We start from the raw sequence: 17,283 nt of genomic DNA, 5'->3' as shown, positions 1-17,283 counted from the left end.
CTGCCGTAGATCTTGGTGGACGGCCGCAGAAGCCGCCCACTGACTTCCTCACCGAAGCCTGGAGCACCAGACCCGCCGCACCCACGCCCGAGCCGGAGCCGACCCCGAATGCCGACGCCGGCGAGTTCCTCGCCGACGCCCGGAGCCTCACCCCGCCCCCGCCCCGACCGCCGATCCGGCCGACACCACCACCGCGGCGACGTCGCCGGCGAACGCGACCCCGGCCGACGACGACCAGGTGGTAGGGCTGCGCGAGGCCCACGAACACCACCTGCGAAGTGCCGCCGCCTTTCGTCGAGATTCACGAGGCGAGTGATCACCGACTGCCTCCGGAACCTACCGGCCATCGCTGTGCCGGGAGATGAACGAAGCCACCCGGCCACGCCGCCCCCTGAGGACAGCCCCCGACCACCGCACCGAGATGACCATCCGCTTCGCCCTCCGGGACCAGGCCACCGGCGCCGCCGGCCAGCCCGCCAAGGCCTGGCCTCTCCCCGGCCGTAGAAGGACATGGGCGGGAAGGAGCTGGAGATCGCGAGCATGGCCGACGACCCGGACCGGACCTACGGCGCGTGGCTGGCCGAGCTCGGGCTGAGCAAGGCGATCGAGCTAGGCATCCTCACCGGGTTCGAGATCGACGTCCTGGAGATCCGTGACCCCTCCCCGTCCCCGGGGAAACGGAGGAGGCGCAGCGGGGACGGCGCCTCGCCTTGCTGCAGACCACACTTTTGGAGCACGCGGCCGCGCACAGCCTGCGCACCGTGATGACGTTCCACCAGAAGGTAGAGAAAGCCGCCGCGTTCGCGGAGAAGATGCCGCAGACCGCAGCCGAGCTGTACGTCACCGACGCCTCCGACGACGACCTGGCCAAGGCGGAGAAGCTCCCCGGGTCGTCGATCGACGCGGACTTCTACTTGATTACCGTGCAGCAGGCACTCGGCATCACCCCGGCGCCGGCCAAACCCGCGGCCGGGCCCGACAGCACCGCCCTGTCCTCTCCCCGGAAGGCAGCGGCCGCCGGGCCCGGCAAGCGCACGGCGAGGAAGGCCGCCGCCAAAAAGGCCGCGGCCAAGGCATCGGGCACCGCGAAGACGGCCCGGCCCACCCTGGTCGACCTCATCCGCCACCACCTCGCCGAGCAGAGCGAACCGCGCTCCGCCGCGGAAATCTCCGCCGCGCTCGGCCAGGCCCATCCCGAGCGCGGCATCAAGACCAAGGTCGTCCGCGTCACGCTCGAAGGGCTCGTGGCCAAGAGCCAGGCCCAGCGCACCAAGCAGGGTGAATCGCCCCGGGTTCGGTAGAGACCTCAGATTATGGTTGTGACCTGGAGTTTCGTGGATTCCCTGGAGTGGTTGGCCTCGTACTCGACGGGTGGGACGTGGCCTCTCTCACCGTGCAGTCGGCGGTGGCAGTACCAGTCGATCCACTCGGCGGTGGCCAGCTCGACCCGGGAGAGCGTCCTCCAGGGCCGCTGCGGCTTGAGCAATTCGGTCTTGAACAGGCCAATCGTGCTCTCCATCAGGGCGTTGCCGTACGCGTCGCCGACCGAGCCGATCGAGGCCGCGATGCCGGCCGTGTCCAGGTGTTCGGCCAGCCGGAAACTGGTGTACTGGCTGCCCGCGTCGCTGTGGTGTATCGACTCGCCGCGAACATAGCGATATTCATCGCGGTCGCGCAGCCACAGCGCCCTCGCCAGGGCGTCCAGGACGAGCCGGGTCTCCTTCGACGTCGCGCCGGACCAGCCGACGATCCGCCGGGAGAAGGTGTCCACGACGAACGCGACGCAGACCACCCCGGCCCGGGTGGCCACGTGCGTGAAGTCCGCGGCCCAGCAGCGATTCGGCGCGCCGGCGACGCAGTCGCGGGCCACCCGGTCCGGTGCCCGCTCGGCCTGCTGGTCCGGAATCGTGGTGATGACCCTCTTGCCGCGGACGGCGCCGGCGATGCCCAGCTCGCGCATCAGCCGTTCGACGGTGCAGCGGGCCACCGTGTGACCCTGCCGGTTCAGCTCCCGCCAGATCTTCCGGGCCCCGCAGCCCGATGGAGAGTTGACGGACGTCTCCACCGCGGGGGGCACGCCTCAATCGGGCTTGCGCAGCACGCTCCTATCAGGCCACTCCGAGGCGGAGACCAGGGCCGGCGGGACGGCACATCGCCGACAAGCCACCGTTGCCGGGGCAGCAAAGAAACGAGCCAGCCCCGCCGGTACCTGCCACTGTGTCACCACCCGTAGGCCCGTGTCCCTGACTCTGTCATTGACGCGGAGAAACTCGCCGCGGCCTTGAGGATCTCGTTGGCCCGCTTCAGTTCGGCGTTCTCCTTCTGGAGCGCCTTGAGCTGGGCGGACTCCTCCGTCGTCGTCCCCGGCCGCGTCCCGGTGTCGATTGCGTGCTGCTTCACCCAGTTCCGCAGCGTCTCGCGGGAGCCGATGCCCAGCTTCTCGGTCACCGCCTGCAGGGCGGCCGTCTCGTTCGGGTGGTCGTCGCGCACCTCGGCGACCATGCGCACCGCACGACGGCGCAGCTCAAGCGGGTAACGGGAAGGTCGTGCCATGACTCGATCCTTTCATGAAATCGAGTCTCCATTCGAGCCGGGGTGGTTCAGTCTTGGCCCCCACCTCCCGCTGGGCCAGGGTGACGGTGGGGGCGTGGGTGACGGCGGACAGCAGGTGCCGGTGGCGCTGCTGTCGATGCGCGGAGCCGGACAGCGCCTTGCCGTCCACCGCGATCGCCGGCCGCGGCGCCGAGCCGGTGGTGCCGACGTCGGTGTGGTCGTGTCCGGCCAGGTAGGCGCCGATCGCGGCGTCCAGGGCATCGCCGTCGAGGGCGGCCAGGAGCCGGGTGAGGGTGGCATGGGACGGGGCGCGTCGACGTCCGGGCAGGTGGCGGCGGATGCCGAGTTGTTCCAGCACCGTGGTGGTGGCGCGCTGTCCCCACTCGGTGATTTCGGTGACGGTCCGGGCGCCGGAGACGACTGCGCAGGCGCAGACCAGCAGCAAGCCGGCCAAGGGGTACCACCGCCCGCGACGCGAACGCGGGTCGGGTACGCGCCGGAGGTGGGCGCTCAGGCGGCCGGTGTCGTGCTGGTGAAGGGAGCCCAGTTTCGCCAGGACGGCAGGGATCGGGGAGGATGGAGTGGCAGGCACGGGACCTCAATGTGATCAGCTGGCATAGACACCCTGATGATCACCGGTCTCGTGCCTGTGCTGTTGCCGCGTCAACTCCCGCTGGGCGCGGACGATCCACGCGATCCCGGAACTTGCAACCGCCCTGCTGGAGGCAGGCGACGAGGTATTCGGCGTGGGTCCAGGACTCCTTGCGGGCCCGTTCCGCGAGCCGGTCGGCGGCGGCAAGCAGGGCCGAGCCCTTCCCGCCGCGTCCCAACCGTCCAGAGAGGCGGCCAGGGCGCGGCGTTGCGGTCGCTGTCGGGAGCAGGCGACTACCGTCGGCGCGGGATGGTGACCCGGACCTCTGCCAGGACGACGTCGGTCACCGGGTGGCGGTGCACGGGGACGTACAGGCCCCAGTCGGCGTCACTGGCCGTGAGCCAGCCTCCGGTCCACGGAGCATCGGTGGTCTTCAGCACGCGACCGGCGAGCGGGCCACCCAGGAGTCGGACGATCACAGCGGTACCTCCATCCAGCGGGACTCTCCCGCCTCACCCCTTGGTGGGACCCGGCACCCGAAGGACAGCACCGGGGTGCCGGCGACGTCCGTCCTGACCCACGCCGCCAGCTTGTCGCCGGTGCTCCCCCAAGGGCTCGTAGCCTGCGTCAGCCGGCGCTGTCCCGAGAATGCAGAAACTGGCAGGCAGGGGTGGGCGATGCGGGAGAACTGACGCTACGGACTGCGGGGTGCTGGCCCTGCCGGCCGGCCGCTTGGAGAGGCGGACGTGGGACAGATCGAGCAGGGGCTGGAGCGCGCGTTGCGCACCCGACCCGTTCCCCCAAGCACCGAGGCCCGCCTGCGGTTTTTGCTGGCGACGCACCGGGGTTCCACCCGGAAGGTGGCCACCGTGCTGGGGGTGTCACAGCGCACCGTGCAGCGGTGGGTGACAAAGAATTCCGGAGCACGTCGTCCGCCAGGTCCGCTGCAGGCCCGGGCGATCGAGGAAGCGGTCCGGGCTCGGTGGCAGCCCCGGGTACGGGCCCGTCGGCGTGCACAGGCCGAAGCGAGGGCTTCGTCTTCCATACCCGGGCGCGATTCGGGTTCGCTGCTGCGGCAGGCTCCTCGGACGATTCGCGGGTGCGGTGGATCACCCAGTACCTGCCGGGGGAGGTCGCGCGGGAGCTGTTCGCCGCCCGAGATGCCGACGCGGGCGAGCAGCAGCAGATGGTGATCCTCGCCCGCGCGCTGGGGCACGCCTACTTCCGCGATGGAGGCCGCCGTACCCACGGCCTCCACATCGCCTTCAGTGACCTCGAGTTCGCCGACTTTTCGATCTGATGAGTGGTGGTCGGCGTGAGAATGACAGGTTCCGCTTCGTCACTCATGCCGGCAACGAGTGAGCACCACCCGTCAGCATCAACGACCAGGTCACCGCATCTGCGCCACTGACCCCCAGCCGACGACGTTCAACCGACACTCCCCCGCAGACCATCAGTGCGGCGAAGGCGTTCGCCGAGGACGTCGTCGGCGGAGCGTTCCCGCAGGAGGAGCACTCCGTCCACTGAGCCAGTGCGGTACGACGGACAGCCCCGCCGGTCTTCCCCGCCGGCGGGGCTGTCCCGTGCCACCGCCCGGTGCGGTGCGCCATTCGGGTGCATGTGCCGCTCGTTCGCGGTGCGGCTCCGTCTCCGGTGTTACGTTCCTCGCCCGTGGGCTCAGGTGATTCTCACCCGTGGCCGTTCCGGGAACGGACGGCGGTGCCGGAACCGGCGTTCCGCCGCCGTCGGACACCGAGACCACCGCGGCCCCCAGTCGGACACGAGGGTGGATCCCGTGCTCAAAGTCAGCGTCGTCGTCCCCGTCCACAATGCGGGCTCCTACATCGACAAGTGCGCGCAGAGCCTGCTCGGGCAGAGCATCGGCCGCAACGCCTACGAGGTCGTGTACGTCGACGACGGCTCGACCGACGACTCGGCCGAACGCCTGGACCGGCTCGCGGCCCTGCACCCCCACGTGCGGGTGCACCGCCAGGAGAACTCCGGCTGGCCGGGGAAGCCGAGGAACGTCGGGGTACGGCTGAGCCGGGGCGAGTACGTCCAGTTCGTCGACCAGGACGACGAACTGGGCCACGAGGCGCTGGAACGGCTCTACGACCTGGGCAGACGCAACGGATCGGACATCGTCCTCGGCAAACCGGCGGGCACCATGGCACGGCCCAGCAATGTCTTCGCCCGCACGGTCGACCGCTGCACCGTGGGCGACCACCCGCTGTTCGAGAGCCTGACGCCCCACAAGATGTTCCGCCGCGCTTTCCTCCTGGACCACGGCGTCAGGTTCCCGGAGGGCCGGTGCCGGCTCGAGGACCAGGTGTTCATGGCGCACGCGTACGCGGTGGCGCGATGCGTCTCGGTCCTGGGCGACTACCCCTGCTACTACTGGATGCGCCGGGAGGACGGCGGGAACACCAGCAGCAGGCAGCTCGTCGTCGACGAGTACTTCGGCTGGCTGCGCAAGGTCGTGCAGACCGTCAAGGCGCACACCCCGCCCGGCCCGGTGCAGGACGCGATGCTCCGCCGGACCTACCGGGTGGAGATCCTCCGCCACGTGAGCGAGCCCTACGTGCTGAGCGGCCACGGTCAGGTCCAGGAGCGGTTCGAGGCGGTACGACGGCTGGTGCTCGAGGAATTCCCGCCGTCCGTCCGGGAAGGGTTTCCGGCGGTGACGCGGCTGCGGGCCCGTCTGCTGGAGGAGGGCCGCCTCGACGCCCTGTCGCTGCTGGCCCGCCGCACCCGCCAGGTGAGGCCCCTCGCGGAACTCGGCCGGCCCCGCTGGCACGACGGCGCGCTCACCGCCCCGGTGCGGATGCACCTGGCCCACCAGGACGGCAGGGCGGTGACCCTCCTGGAGCGCGGGGGGCGCCTGGTGCTCGATCCGGCGCTGACCGAGGGGATCGCCGGAGCCGGGGAGTGGGCGGTCGGCGATCACCTGACCGCCGCCTACGGGGAGATCCGGCTCTCCCACCGCGGACAGCACGTCGGCTGGTTCCCCGCGTCGGATCTCACCGTGCGGCTCGAGAACGGCAGGGGCGGCCGACGGCGGCCCGTGGTGGCCGGGACGATGCGGATCGATCCGCTCACCGCGGCCGGCGGCGGTCCCCTGGACCGTGGCGTCCACGACGTGTCCGCGTACTTCCAGGTCCTCGGTGTCGGCCGCAGCGTCGCGCTGCGGGGGACGTGGAGAGCCTGGCCCCTGGGCGGGCAGGCCGTGCGGCTCGGGACGCCCTCGCACGCGGTCATCCCGTACTGGACCGCCGGCCGCCAGCTGGCGCTCGACGTCGGCGAGTTCTACCACCGTCTGGACGCGGTTCCGCGGCGGGCGGGGCTGCGGGAGCTGATCCGCGTCCCGGCACACGTGCGGGGGCCGCTCGCGAAGGCCCTGCACTGGGTGCGCCGGTGAGGCACCGGAAGGGTGTCGGCGGACTGTCGGCGACGTTGTCTCACGTTGACTGACCGGTCTGGGATGATCTTGGAGTTGGTCGTGCCGGGGAGGGGTTCGCCCGTGTCGTCCGCGCCGCCGTCGTACCAAGGGGCACCCGCACCCGGTGGAGATCATCGCGCACTGCGGGTGGCGGTATGTCCGCTTCCCGCTGTCGTTCCGCGGGGTCGAGGAGCTGAGGCCCGGGCGCGGCGTGCTCGTCTCCCACGAGACGGTCCGCCGCTGGTGCGCCACGTTCGGGCAGACCTACGCCGACGGCCTGCGCCGCCGACGCCCCCGGCCCTGCGGTAAGTGGCACCCGGACGAGGCCCTCATCAAGATCGGCGGAAAGCGGAAGTACCTGGGGCGGGCCGCCGACGCCGACGGCACCGTGCTCGACATCCTCGTCCAGTCCCGGCGGGACAGGGCCGCGGCCCGACACTTCTTCCGCAAGCTGCTCAAGAAGACCTGCTCGGTGCCGCGGGTGGTCGTCGCCGACAAGCTCCGCTCCTACCGGGCGGCCCACCGCGAGGTCATGCCCGCGGTGGCGCATCGCTCCCCCAAGGGCCTGAACAACCGGGCCGAGAACAGCCACCGGCCCACCCGGCAGCGCGAACGCGCGAGGAAGGGCTTCCGTAGCGTCGGCGGAGCCCAGCGGTTCCCGGCCGCGTTCAGCCGCATCTCACCCCCCTTCCGGCCCCGGCGCCACCCGATGACCGCCGCCGACCACCGCGCCGAGACGATCATCTGCTTCGCGATCTGGGACCAGATCACCGGCGTCGCCGGCCTGCCCGCCGTAGCCTGAGCCGCTGTCACCACCGGAGCCGAAACGCGCCGAACCGGCTCACACCCTCGAGCACTCGCTCAACCTGACAACGCACCTGGAGGAGACCGTCCGCGAGCGGCTGCTGTCCACGGTCCTGCAGGGCGTCTACCAGTCCCACCAGGCCACCGCCGCCGCGGTGCAGATCAACAACCTGCACCTGATCCGCGGCATGCTCGGGCGGCCCGGCGCCGGCGTGCTGCAGATGAACGGGCAGCCCACCGCCCAGAACACCCGCGAGTGCGGAGCCAACGGCGACCTGCCGGGATTCCGCAACTGGCAGAACGACGACCACGTCGCCGACCTGGCGAGGGTGTGGAACGTGGAGCCGGCGGCCATCCCGCACTACGCCCCGCCCACGCACGCCCTGCAGATGTTCCGCTACGCCGAGCAGGGCTCGATCCACATGCTGTGGATCAGCGGCACCAACCCGGCGGTATCGCTGCCCGAGCTGTCCCGCATCCGCTCGATCCTGGCGCAGGAGCGTCTCCTCGTGGTCGTACAGGACCTGTTCCTGACCGAGACCGCCCAGCTGGCCGACGTGGTCCTGCCCGCCGCGACCTGGGGCGAGAAGACCGGGACGTTCACCAACGCCGACCGCACCGTGCACCTGTCCGACAAGGCGGTCGAACCGCCCGGCGAGGCCAGGCCGGACCGGGTGCTGCGCACCCTAGTGCGCCTCCTCGACCTCCCGATGACCGGCCTCTGACTCCGCGTCCTCACGACGGATGCGCGTGGCCGTGCTGCCAGCGGCCTGAGCGAGGCCAGGCTCGAGGCTTCGGTCGGCTCAGGGCTTGAGCGGGTCGTGGCCGACCGTCATGAGCCGGTGGCGCAGGGCGGTGTCCTCGGCCGCGGGCTCGTCCGCCAGGTCCGTCTGTTCGGCGACCGTGTCCACCACCTTCCGCATCACGCGAAGGTCGTCCTCCGTGAGGTCGGTGCGCCGCTTCTGGAGGATGGCCAGCACATGCCGGCCGGTCGGGGTGCCCGCCTCCTCGGGCAGCGCCTCCGTCGTCTCGTCGGCGTCGCGCACCCGGAGCCAGGCGGCCAGCTCCTGCGAGGTCATGTTCACCACGCGGTGGAAGTTCTCCCACAGCGCGTCGAGTTCGAGGGCGTCGGTCATGGCATGCCCTTTCGTCGTTGTCGTGCCGGCGGTCAGCTCTCGCGCGGCCAGTTCTCCGCCTCGAACATCTACCGCACCTTCTCCAGCTCGGCGGTGATGCCCTTGGATGTGTGGCCCGGCGCAGCTACGCCCGTCACCTTCCATGTTGTTGATCAGGGTGAGCGGGAACTCCTTGCTGCGCGGGTTTCCGGGCCACCGTCCTGTTTCAGCGGTCCATCTCTTCCTCGATCGGTGTCTTGGGCACCTCGCGCAGGTGCTGCGATAGACCGGGTTTGCCGCCCTGGCGGGCCTGTTCGCCGCGTTGGGCCGGGCTGTGTCCCAGATCCGTGTCGGGATCGGTCCGTACCGAACGGGCGATGTCTTCCCGATTGGTGTAGGTCTCCGGCGGGATACCACGCAGAGCGGCCATCACCTCGCCGGAGGCACCGGCGGAACGGGCCGCCTCCAGCAGCTCGGTCTTGTCTGCTGGAAAGTCCACGTTCCGCAGAGCGCCCAGCACGTTGTCGAGCGTCGCGTGCGCCATGGGAAACACTCCCTCACTCAGGATAGGAACGGTCTCCGCGTACCCGTGTCGACTCCCGGCACACGAGGGTCGATCAAATCGGCGCCAGACGTGTCGCGCTCGTTGGCGCCGAACGGTGGCTTGTCCGACGTATGGGCAATACGAGTGGGTATCGGCGTGGCGGCTGACATTTCCCCCTGCCGTCGGACACCCAGGCAGGCCACGGGGAGGTGCAGGAGCTGACTGGGCCCGTATGACCCCAACAGCAGCGCCGGAGCCTGCAGAGATACGTGTAGGCCACCGACCAGGGTTCGCATCACCGCGCCTACCCGTCCCTTTCGCACCGTTTCAGGCTGCGGCGGGGTGGGAACCCGTGCGGCACGCGATAAGGAAGGGAAGCGTGCTGTGCCCGACACCGAGCAGGAGCGTATCCGGACAGCGGCGCTCCCGCTGACGGATCCTGCGTCGCTGGACCCGCTGCTCGACCGCATCGGTGACGCCCGCTACGTGCTGCTGGGCGAGGCGTCCCACGGGACCGCTGACTACTATCAGATCCGTGACGTGCTGACCCGTCGGCTGATCGCGGAGAAGGGTTTCTCCTTCGTCGCCGTGGAAGGCGACTGGCCCGACTGTCAGGCCGTGCACTGCTCGGTGGTCGCGACGCCGGGTGCACCGGAGGATCCACAAGAGGTGCTGGCGCGTTTCAGGCGCTGGCCGACGTGGATGTGGGCCAACACGGACGTGGTCGCGTTCACCCGGTGGCTGCGCCGGCACAACGAGCAGCTGGCACCCGAGCAGCGTGTCGGGCTCTTCGGGCTGGACGTCTACAGCCTGTGGGACTCCCTGCACGCGGTGCTCGACCACCTGCGCGAGCACGACCCCGACCGGGTGGAGCACGCTCTGGAGGCGTACCGCTGCTTCGAGCCGTATGCCGAGGATCCGCAGACTTATGCCCTGACCACCCGCTACCTGCCCCAAGGCTGCGAACCGGAGGTCATCAGCCTGCTCACCGAGCTGCGCCGACGGGCCGCGGAGACAGCCTCCCTGGACGGCTCGCTCGCGGAGTTCGCCGCCCGGCAGAACGCGGAAGTGCTGGCCGGCGCCGAACGCTATTACCGGGCCATGCTGGAGAGCGGCCCCGAGTCCTGGAACATCCGCGACCACCACATGGCCGACACACTGGACCGTCTCATGGAGCACTACGGCCCCGAGGCCAAGGGGGTCGTATGGGCGCACAACACCCACGTCGGCGATGCCCGTGCCACGGACATGGCTGACATCGGTGAGATCAACATCGGCCAGCTGGTCCGCGAACAGCACATGGGCGAGGGAGTGGTGCTGGTCGGGTTCGGTTCGTATTCCGGCATCGTGGTCGCCGCGGACGCCTGGGCGACGTGCCCCGGATCATGGGTGTGCCGCCCGCCCGCAGGGACAGCCTGGAGGATCTGCTGCACCGGGCGCTGCCGGGCGAGCGGGCGCTGTTCGTCTTCCCCCACGTGCAGTTCCAGCGGCCGCCCTCATCCGGCCGGGGCGAGTGGTTCCACGACGAACGCGGTCACCGCGCCATCGGCGTGGTCTACCGGCCGGAATACGAGCGGGTGGGCAACTACGTTCCCACCGTCCTGGGCGAGCGTTACGACGCCTTCTGCTATCTCGACCGCACCAGCGCCCTCACCCCGCTGCAGCCTCTTGCGGCCGAGAGCCCGGAGGAAGAGACCTGGCCGACGGGCGTATGACCCGCGGGTCGACTGGGTCGACGGCAGAACCCGGATCCATCGCCCATCCACTGAAAGGCCAGGTCGGTGTGCGCTTCACCCGACGCCCCGGTCGAGCAGATCCCTTGTCCTCCCGAGAGGTGAGCGCCACCTCCTCCGGCGTGCCGGCGTCGATCACCAGCGCCACGTCGCCGGACGGCCAGCCATGTGCCGGCCTGCCGAGCGGTATCCGTTGATGTTCCGTGATCTGCGGGAAGGCTCCCGCAGACGCGTGTGTGCGAAGTGAAGACCGGAACCAGCTCGGTGCCGTTCCGCTGCTCATAGACAGGCAGCTGCACGATGTTTGAGGGGCCACGAAGTTTCCGGACAGGGACCCAATAGGGTTGTCCTGAACAGGAAACGAGGAAGAAGTGGCGCCACCCAGTAAGTACTCGCCGGAGTTCCGCGAGGAAGCCGTCCAGATCGCGTTGAGGTCGAGCAAGACGATCTCCGAAGTCGCCCGGGAGCTTGAGCTGAACCCGGAGACACTATGCGGCTGGGTCAAGAAGCACCAAAAGCAGCAGGAACCGGCTCCCGATGCGGAACTGACGGTGAACGAGCGGGCGCGCCTGAAGGAACTCGAACGACGCAACCGCGAGCTGGAGATGGAAGTTACCTTCCTGAAAAAAGCCGCAGCGTACTTCGCGAAGGATCCCCGGTAACAAGCAAGTACGAGTTCATCGACGAGATGCGGCTCGACACCACGGAGTACGCATACAGCGTCGAGTTCATGTGCGGCCGACTCGGCGTCTCCAGATCCGGCTACTACGAATGGCGATCCCGCCCGGAATCTGCGAGGGCCCAGCGACGCGAGGAACTGAAACTGCTCATCGAGGAGGCCTTCGACATGTCCGACGGCACCTATGGCCACCGGCGCATCCGGGCTCAGCTGGACCGCTGGGGCGTCACCGCCGGCCTGGAACTGGTCCGCCGGCTCATGCGCGAGCTGGGCCTTGAGCCCTGCCAGCCGCAGCCGAAGAGGTTCAGCCTCACCCAGGCCACGGTCGGCCAGGTGCCGGACCTCGTCGGCCGCAACTTCACCGCTGACGCACCCGGCGAAAAACTCGTCGACGACATTGAGGTCTTCTCGGCAACGTGACAGTTGCGGTGCGTGATGATGCCGGGCGGCGGGGTGGTGACTCGATGCCGGACATGAGTGAAGCCCCTGGTAGGAACAGGTCTGCGAAGATCACGTTCCGTACAACCAGAGGCTCCACGTGACGTCCAGTATCACCTACACCGCCGTGCTCGATGTCCGCAGGGCGACCGCCGAGCACTTCGCGAAGCTGCTGCGCGGGCACCGTGAACGGCTCGGGACCCGCAGGGGCACCCGCGCGCTGGGCGCCTTCAGGCAGGCAGTGCTCGTGCTGCGCTGGTTCGTCGACGGCACCCGGATAGCCCAACTCGCCCGGGACAACGGCATCTCCGTGCCGACCACCTACCGCTACCTGCACGAGGGGCTGACCGTCCTGGCCGACCACGCGCCCGATCTGTCCACCGCTCTTGAACGAGCGGCGACCGCCGGGTACACCCACCTCAACCTCGACGGCACCGTCATCCGCACCGACCGCGTGGCCGCCGCCGGCCCCAACAAGGCCGACCTGTGGTGGTCCGGGAAACACAAGCATCACGGCGGGAACGTGCAGGTCATCGCCGCCCCGGACGGCTGGCCCATCTGGGTCTCCCCGGTCCGGCCGGGCCGGGAGCACGACACCACCTGCGCCCGGGCCCACGGACTGGTGGACGCCCTGAACCGGCTCGCCGCCACTCTGGGCATCCCTACCCTGGTCGACCTCGGCTACGAGAACGCCGGCGACGGCTTCCGCCACCCGCACAAGAAGCCCACGGGAGGCGAACTCGCAGAAGAGAAACGGACTTTCAACGCCGTCATCCGCGGCATCCACGGTGTCGCCGAGCGCGCCAACGCCCTGCTGAAGGTCACCTTCAAGGCGCTGCGCAGGGTCAGTCTCGACCCCGCTGCCATCACCAGGATCGCCCGAGCCGCCCTCGTCCTGCTCCAGCTCGAACACGGCCGCACTACCTGAACGAAGATCACAAAACGTCACGAGACGTTACCGAGAAGATTTCATTACCTACATCGCGACCGGGGAAGGCTGGCTGTACCTCGCAACGGTCATCGACTGCTGCACGAAGGAAGTCATCGGTTACGCGATGGACGACCACTACCGAACCCCACTGATATCCAGAGCGATCCGCAATGCGGCACGGAACAGGAACCTCTCGGCCGGCGCGATATTTCACTCCGACCGCGGAAGCAACTATATGTCAGCCGAGTTCGGGAAGACGCTCGACCGGTTCGGGCTCCGCAGATCTTCCGGCCGCACCGGGATCTGTTTCGACAACGCCATGGCCGAATCATTCTTCGGCGCCCTGAAGAACGAGCGTGTATCAAGGGTGACTTACCTGACCCGCGAGGCCGCCCGGCAGGACATCACTCGCTACATCGAATTCTGGTACAATCGCAAACGCCTCCACTCGGCGGTGGGTTACCGCCCTCCGCGTGAAGTCCACGCCGAGTACGAGAAGTTGCGAATCGCCGCGTGAAATAGACGGTCAGACGCCCGTCCGGAAAACGCGAGACCCCTCAGTTCCGATGCCAGGACTCTGGTTGTCGTCGGGGGCGGCGCCGGTGGGGATCAGGAAAACACTACGGGCGAGGGTGTCCAGTTCGGCGTTGTCCGCCCTGCCCTCGGCCACCGCCCGTAGGGCCAGCTCAACGTTGGAAGCGTCATCAGAGATGTAGTCGGTCATCGATTCGTCCATTCGCCTGGTCGGACGTGTGCGCGGGGGTGCCGCCATCCCTGGCCTGTAATCGGCTCGGCTCGAGTACCCGAACGAAGCGGACGTCATCTACACCAGGAGTTGCGACTCATTCGGTCAACTAGCTTCCATGCAGGGCGGCTTCAAGTTCCCGGTAGGAGCGGGCTGTCGGTGATGCCCCAGATCCAGACGGCGTGTTCGGGTGCGTCCCGGATCGCTCGGGTGGTCTTGGCGATGTTGTCCGCTCCCAGCAGCCGCAGCCTGCCGATGGCGAGGTTCCGCAAAGCGGCCATCGCCCGCGGCGCGCTGCCGGTGTGGACGGTGGAGGCGTCCTCGGCGAACACCACATCTCTGACATGGTGGCTGGAATTTTCGATTCCCCAGTGCCCGCGGACGTATCCGCCCAGGTCAGCTGGGCTGGCCTGGTGGGTATCGAGGCTGGTGACGGCGTAGACCGTCTCCCGGGTCTGCCGCTTGCCGCTCTCCTGGCGGCGCCGGTGGATACGCAGGGCCAGCCGCGCTTCCGGGAAGGCGATCCCGCCCAGGTTCGCCGCGATGGCCATGGTCTTGACCGAGCGGGATTCTCGCCGGCCGTGCCCGGTCCCGGAGACGGTGTGCGCTACGGGCACCTGGTCCCACGGCAGGGCCTTGACCTGGGCCGACGCGGTCGGCTGGTTTCCCTTGATCACCGCGATGTAGTGGGCTTTCTTCTCCTGCACCAGCCAGCGCACCTGGTCCTTGACGCTGTGCAGGGCGTCGAAGGTGACCACGGTGCCGGTCAGATCGAGTGGTTCCAGCAGCGGGCGGAAGGCGGCCGTCTCGTTGGTCTTGGCCCCCACCTCCCGCTGGGCCAGGGTGACGGTGGGGGCGTGGGTGACGGCGGACAGCAGGTGCCGGTGGCGCTGCTGTCGATGCGCGGCGCCGGACAGCGCCTTGCCGTCCACCGCGATCGCCGGCCGCGGCGCCGAGCCGGTGGTGCCGACGTCGGTGTGGTCGTGTCCGGCCAGGTAGGCGCCGATCGCGGCGTCCAGGGCATCGCCGTCGAGGGCGGCCAGGAGCCGGGTGAGGGTGGCATGGGACGGGGCGCGTCGACGTCCGGGCAGGTGGCGGCGGATGCCGAGTTGTTCCAGCACCGTGGTGGTGGCGCGCTGTCCCCACTCGGTGATTTCGGTGACGGTCCGGGCGCCGGAGACGACTGCGCAGGCGCAGACCAGCAGCAAGCCGGCCAAGGGGTACCACCGCCCGCGACGCGAACGCGGGTCGGGTACGCGCCGGAGGTGGGCGCTCAGGCGGCCGGTGTCGTGCTGGTGAAGGGAGCCCAGTTTCGCCAGGACGGCAGGGATCGGGGAGGATGGAGTGGCAGGCACGGGACCTCAATGTGATCAGCTGGCATAGACACCCTGATGATCACCGGTCTCGTGCCTGTGCTGTTGCCGCGTCAACTCCCGCTGGGCGCGGACGATCCACGCGATCCCGGAACTTGCAACCGCCCTGCCCCGAAACCGCCACCCACCAGCAACAACACACCCAGACCCCACTGTCACTCACTCCACTGTCCCAAAACCGAGAGATCGCACTTGGTCAACTCACTCGATCGAGGTATGTCCGGAACCAAGGGACGGTCCGTAGCTCTCTGCACCGGTACAGCCGCCCCAGAACTGGGACAGGTGGCGTGATGGGCCTCTTGTCGGACTCTGGCGCGTAACTGACTATGCGTTACAGACGAGTAGTTGGGCCGTGACGGAGTGGGGGATCATGTCCACTGGAACGGGTGGGGATTACTGGGCGGACAAGGCTCTGCCCAGCGTGTTCAAGCACGAGTTGCTGAAGCGCTATATGCCTCAGTTCGGTGGCATGACAGCTTCACAGACGCGGGACAAGCGTTTGGTGTACCTGGACGGGTACGCAGGTGAGGGCCGCTACGAGAACGGTGACCCTGCTTCGGCGGAGATCGCTCTGCGGGTTGCCTCCCACTTCCGTGCCCAGCACGGGATCACTGTGGAGTGCTTCTTCACGGAGGCGCAGCAGAAGTCGTTCGATGGGAGTGTCTAATCAACGGGTCTGGCCCGTAGTCGGTGGTGACGGCGGGTAGCCATCAGCGCAGGAGGATACGGTGGCGGAGGAGGTCGAATCCGGCGCGGCCGTGCATCTGTCTCATGATCCGTTTCGTTCTGGTGTTGACGCCTTCGGTGCGGCCGTTGTGGTAAGGCAGGGTGAGGCCGGCGTCGACGGCTGAGCGGTCGAGTTCGAGGCCGTTGGCGAAACTGTGCAGGTGAGGCAGGGCCGCGGCGCGGGTGGCGGTGATCCACTCGGTGAGCTTCAGATCGTTGCCCTGGGCCGGTGTGAGCAGGGCGGCGAAGCCGCGCACGAGATCGGCGAGTTCGGTCATCTCCGGGCAGGCCGCAGTGATCTTCTCCAGCAGGGGGGCCTCCTTCGGCCGCAGGTTCTCCGGATCCGTGAGGAGGAGCCGCGCGGCGCGGCGTGGGGTGGTGACGGGCCGGTCGCCGTCGGCGCGGCCCTGGTTGAGGTATTTGTGCAGGCCGTTGAGGCTGCCGGTGTAGCCGAGTTCCTTGATCTCGTGGAAGAGGTGGAGGACGGGGACGCCCGGCTCCTCGGTCCGGCGCCGGCGCAGGTGTTCGCGGTAGGGGTCGACGAGGGTGGGCCGGTAGGCCGGCGCGATGCGCAGACCGGTGGGCTCGGGCATGCGGGCGTAGCGTTTGACAGTGTTCAACGCGAGGCCGAGGCGGCGGGAGCAGTCCAGCAGGCCGACGCCCTGGCCGAGCAGGGTGTGGACCTTGTTCCAGCGTTCACGGGTTGTCTGTTCGCGGATGCCGCCGGGCAGCGGCGGGTTGAGGACGGCGGCCCAGCAGCCGGCGTGGGCGCGGACCTCGAGCTGGACCTTGTCGCACAGGTTGCGCCACAGGTGCCAGCGGTCGCTGACCTGCACCGCGTCGGGCAGGGCGCGACGGATGGCCTCGGCATAGGTGGCCGAGCCGTCCCGGCATACGACCTCGATGCCGGGATGCTCGCGCAGCCAGGCTTCCAGGGGATCGGCGTCCCGGCCGGGCAGGACCTCTATGCGCCGGCCGGTGACGGCATCGGTAATGATCGTGGCGTAGCGGCGACGGCGCCGCAGCGCGAAATCGTCCACCCCGATCACCCGTGGGATCGGCGCCTGGGGCACCGGCAGACGCCACAGCCACCTCAGCACGGTGCTGCGGGAGGCCGGCACGGCCAGCAGGCCGGCCAGACGGGCGGCCGCCCGGCCGCATAACTCCCGTGCCACCTCGGCTATCTGCCCGGCCAGCCGCACCGTCCGGCGCTGATGACGCTCCAGCAGTCCGGGAACCTGCTCACGGAAGGTCTGCCGCACACAGCCCAGCACCGGACAGACCAGCCGCCGCACCCGCAGCCGGACGACGACCTGCCGGCCGTCGACCGGCACGTCCGCCACCGTCCGGCCGTGATACCCGTGCACCTTCATCGTCGGCGTCCCGCACACCGGGCACGGCACCGCGACACCCCGGGTACGGGCCGTGACCACGACCGCGTCCCCGCCGTCCGTAACACCCTCGATCACCACCCCCGAGAGCCCGGAAAACACCGTCGCGACAAGCGAGTTGACATCCATCACAAGATCATGATCGCTGATGGCTACCCGCCGTCACCACCGACTACGGGCCAGACCCGTTAAGTTGACACACCCCGTTCGATCGGCTGCA

The 17,283-nt window shown here is 69.1% G+C and carries 15 protein-coding genes and 5 pseudogenes; 12 read left to right on the top strand and 8 right to left on the bottom strand.

The annotated features are described in order from the left end of the window. Positions 1 to 483: 483 nt before the first annotated feature. Positions 484 to 914, top strand: a pseudogene (locus WJ438_RS38230) (helicase); the annotation flags it as partial. A 392-nt stretch (positions 915 to 1,306) separates the two neighbouring features. Here the strand turns inward: WJ438_RS38230 and WJ438_RS38225 are convergent. The 3 genes and pseudogenes from WJ438_RS38225 to WJ438_RS38215 form a co-directional block, all read right to left on the bottom strand. Then, a pseudogene (locus WJ438_RS38225) lies at positions 1,307 to 2,553 on the bottom strand (IS3 family transposase). After that, entirely contained in the window at positions 2,525 to 3,145 is a 621-nt protein-coding gene (locus WJ438_RS38220; protein ID WP_406729221.1) for a transposase family protein, read from the bottom strand. The pseudogene WJ438_RS38225 and the gene WJ438_RS38220 overlap by 29 nt, the downstream one beginning before the upstream one ends. A gap of 293 nt (positions 3,146 to 3,438) precedes the next feature. After that, positions 3,439 to 3,624: a hypothetical protein gene (locus WJ438_RS38215; protein WP_406729220.1), complete on the bottom strand. Its 186-nt coding sequence runs from the start codon at positions 3,622 to 3,624 to the stop codon at positions 3,439 to 3,441. A 267-nt stretch (positions 3,625 to 3,891) separates the two neighbouring features. Here WJ438_RS38215 and WJ438_RS38210 point away from each other — a divergent pair. The 5 genes and pseudogenes from WJ438_RS38210 to WJ438_RS38190 form a co-directional block, all read left to right on the top strand. Continuing rightward, positions 3,892 to 4,008, top strand: a pseudogene (locus WJ438_RS38210) (XRE family transcriptional regulator); the annotation flags it as partial. 38 nt (positions 4,009 to 4,046) lie between these two features. Then, positions 4,047 to 4,445: a telomere-protecting terminal protein Tpg gene (tpg, locus tag WJ438_RS38205; protein WP_406729219.1), complete on the top strand. Its 399-nt coding sequence runs from the start codon at positions 4,047 to 4,049 to the stop codon at positions 4,443 to 4,445. A 495-nt stretch (positions 4,446 to 4,940) separates the two neighbouring features. Then, positions 4,941 to 6,563, top strand: a complete 1,623-nt coding sequence (locus WJ438_RS38200; protein ID WP_406729218.1) for a glycosyltransferase — start codon at positions 4,941 to 4,943, stop codon at positions 6,561 to 6,563. A 145-nt stretch (positions 6,564 to 6,708) separates the two neighbouring features. Further along, positions 6,709 to 7,386, top strand: coding sequence for an IS6 family transposase (locus tag WJ438_RS38195; RefSeq protein WP_406729217.1), 678 nt, complete (start codon positions 6,709 to 6,711; stop codon positions 7,384 to 7,386). Between the two features lie 94 nt (positions 7,387 to 7,480). Further along, positions 7,481 to 8,059, top strand: a pseudogene (locus tag WJ438_RS38190) (molybdopterin-dependent oxidoreductase); the annotation flags it as partial. Between the two features lie 132 nt (positions 8,060 to 8,191). Here the strand turns inward: WJ438_RS38190 and WJ438_RS38185 are convergent. After that, on the bottom strand, positions 8,192 to 8,524 hold the full coding sequence (locus tag WJ438_RS38185; protein WP_406729216.1) for a DUF3140 domain-containing protein: 333 nt from the start codon (positions 8,522 to 8,524) through the stop codon (positions 8,192 to 8,194). Positions 8,525 to 8,729: 205 nt separating this feature from the next. After that, positions 8,730 to 9,047: a DUF2795 domain-containing protein gene (locus WJ438_RS38180; RefSeq protein WP_406729215.1), complete on the bottom strand. Its 318-nt coding sequence runs from the start codon at positions 9,045 to 9,047 to the stop codon at positions 8,730 to 8,732. Positions 9,048 to 9,389: 342 nt separating this feature from the next. Between WJ438_RS38180 and WJ438_RS38175 the strand changes: the two are divergent. The 5 genes and pseudogenes from WJ438_RS38175 to WJ438_RS38155 all read left to right on the top strand — a co-directional run bounded on the left by WJ438_RS38175 (position 9,390) and on the right by WJ438_RS38155 (position 13,345). Further along, positions 9,390 to 10,762, top strand: a pseudogene (locus WJ438_RS38175) (erythromycin esterase family protein). A 389-nt stretch (positions 10,763 to 11,151) separates the two neighbouring features. Continuing rightward, the gene (locus WJ438_RS38170) at positions 11,152 to 11,442 is read left to right on the top strand and encodes a transposase (RefSeq protein ID WP_406729214.1); all 291 of its coding nucleotides are present in this window, start codon (positions 11,152 to 11,154) and stop codon (positions 11,440 to 11,442) included. Between the two features lie 26 nt (positions 11,443 to 11,468). Then, positions 11,469 to 11,879: an IS3 family transposase gene (locus WJ438_RS38165; RefSeq protein ID WP_406729213.1), complete on the top strand. Its 411-nt coding sequence runs from the start codon at positions 11,469 to 11,471 to the stop codon at positions 11,877 to 11,879. A 118-nt stretch (positions 11,880 to 11,997) separates the two neighbouring features. Beyond that, on the top strand, positions 11,998 to 12,825 hold the full coding sequence (locus WJ438_RS38160) for a transposase family protein (RefSeq protein WP_406729212.1): 828 nt from the start codon (positions 11,998 to 12,000) through the stop codon (positions 12,823 to 12,825). Beyond that, positions 12,758 to 13,345, top strand: a complete 588-nt coding sequence (locus WJ438_RS38155; protein ID WP_406729938.1) for an IS3 family transposase — start codon at positions 12,758 to 12,760, stop codon at positions 13,343 to 13,345. Before WJ438_RS38160 ends, WJ438_RS38155 begins: the two co-directional genes overlap by 68 nt. Positions 13,346 to 13,354: 9 nt before the next feature. Here the strand turns inward: WJ438_RS38155 and WJ438_RS38150 are convergent, their stop codons facing one another. Beyond that, positions 13,355 to 13,552, bottom strand: a complete 198-nt coding sequence (locus WJ438_RS38150) for a hypothetical protein (RefSeq protein ID WP_406729211.1) — start codon at positions 13,550 to 13,552, stop codon at positions 13,355 to 13,357. 152 nt (positions 13,553 to 13,704) lie between these two features. After that, on the bottom strand, positions 13,705 to 14,928 hold the full coding sequence (locus WJ438_RS38145) for an ISAs1 family transposase (protein ID WP_406729210.1): 1,224 nt from the start codon (positions 14,926 to 14,928) through the stop codon (positions 13,705 to 13,707). 388 nt (positions 14,929 to 15,316) lie between these two features. Between WJ438_RS38145 and tcmP the strand changes: the two genes are divergently transcribed. After that, the gene (gene tcmP / locus WJ438_RS38140; protein ID WP_406729209.1) at positions 15,317 to 15,613 is read left to right on the top strand and encodes a three-Cys-motif partner protein TcmP; all 297 of its coding nucleotides are present in this window, start codon (positions 15,317 to 15,319) and stop codon (positions 15,611 to 15,613) included. A 43-nt stretch (positions 15,614 to 15,656) separates the two neighbouring features. Here the strand turns inward: tcmP and WJ438_RS38135 are convergent, their stop codons facing one another. Then, the gene (locus WJ438_RS38135; RefSeq protein ID WP_406729932.1) at positions 15,657 to 17,165 is read right to left on the bottom strand and encodes an ISL3 family transposase; all 1,509 of its coding nucleotides are present in this window, start codon (positions 17,163 to 17,165) and stop codon (positions 15,657 to 15,659) included. Positions 17,166 to 17,283 lie beyond the last annotated feature (118 nt).

The organism is Streptomyces sp. GD-15H (assembly GCF_045291515.1).
In the GTDB taxonomy this organism is placed as follows: domain Bacteria; phylum Actinomycetota; class Actinomycetes; order Streptomycetales; family Streptomycetaceae; genus Streptomyces.
The sequence above is the reverse complement of the archived record's forward strand: the minus strand, read 5'-3'. Positions and strand labels throughout refer to the sequence as shown.

Excerpts from the sequence above, each read along its gene's own strand:
- WJ438_RS38180 (WP_406729215.1), bottom strand. The coding sequence starts at position 9,047 with ATGGCGCACGCGACGCTCGACAACGTGCTGGGCGCTCTGCGGAACGTG.
- WJ438_RS38185 (WP_406729216.1), bottom strand. The coding sequence starts at position 8,524 with ATGACCGACGCCCTCGAACTCGACGCGCTGTGGGAGAACTTCCACCGC.
- WJ438_RS38150 (WP_406729211.1), bottom strand. The coding sequence starts at position 13,552 with ATGACCGACTACATCTCTGATGACGCTTCCAACGTTGAGCTGGCCCTA.
- WJ438_RS38165 (WP_406729213.1), top strand. The coding sequence starts at position 11,469 with ATGCGGCTCGACACCACGGAGTACGCATACAGCGTCGAGTTCATGTGC.
- tcmP (WP_406729209.1), top strand. The coding sequence starts at position 15,317 with ATGTCCACTGGAACGGGTGGGGATTACTGGGCGGACAAGGCTCTGCCC.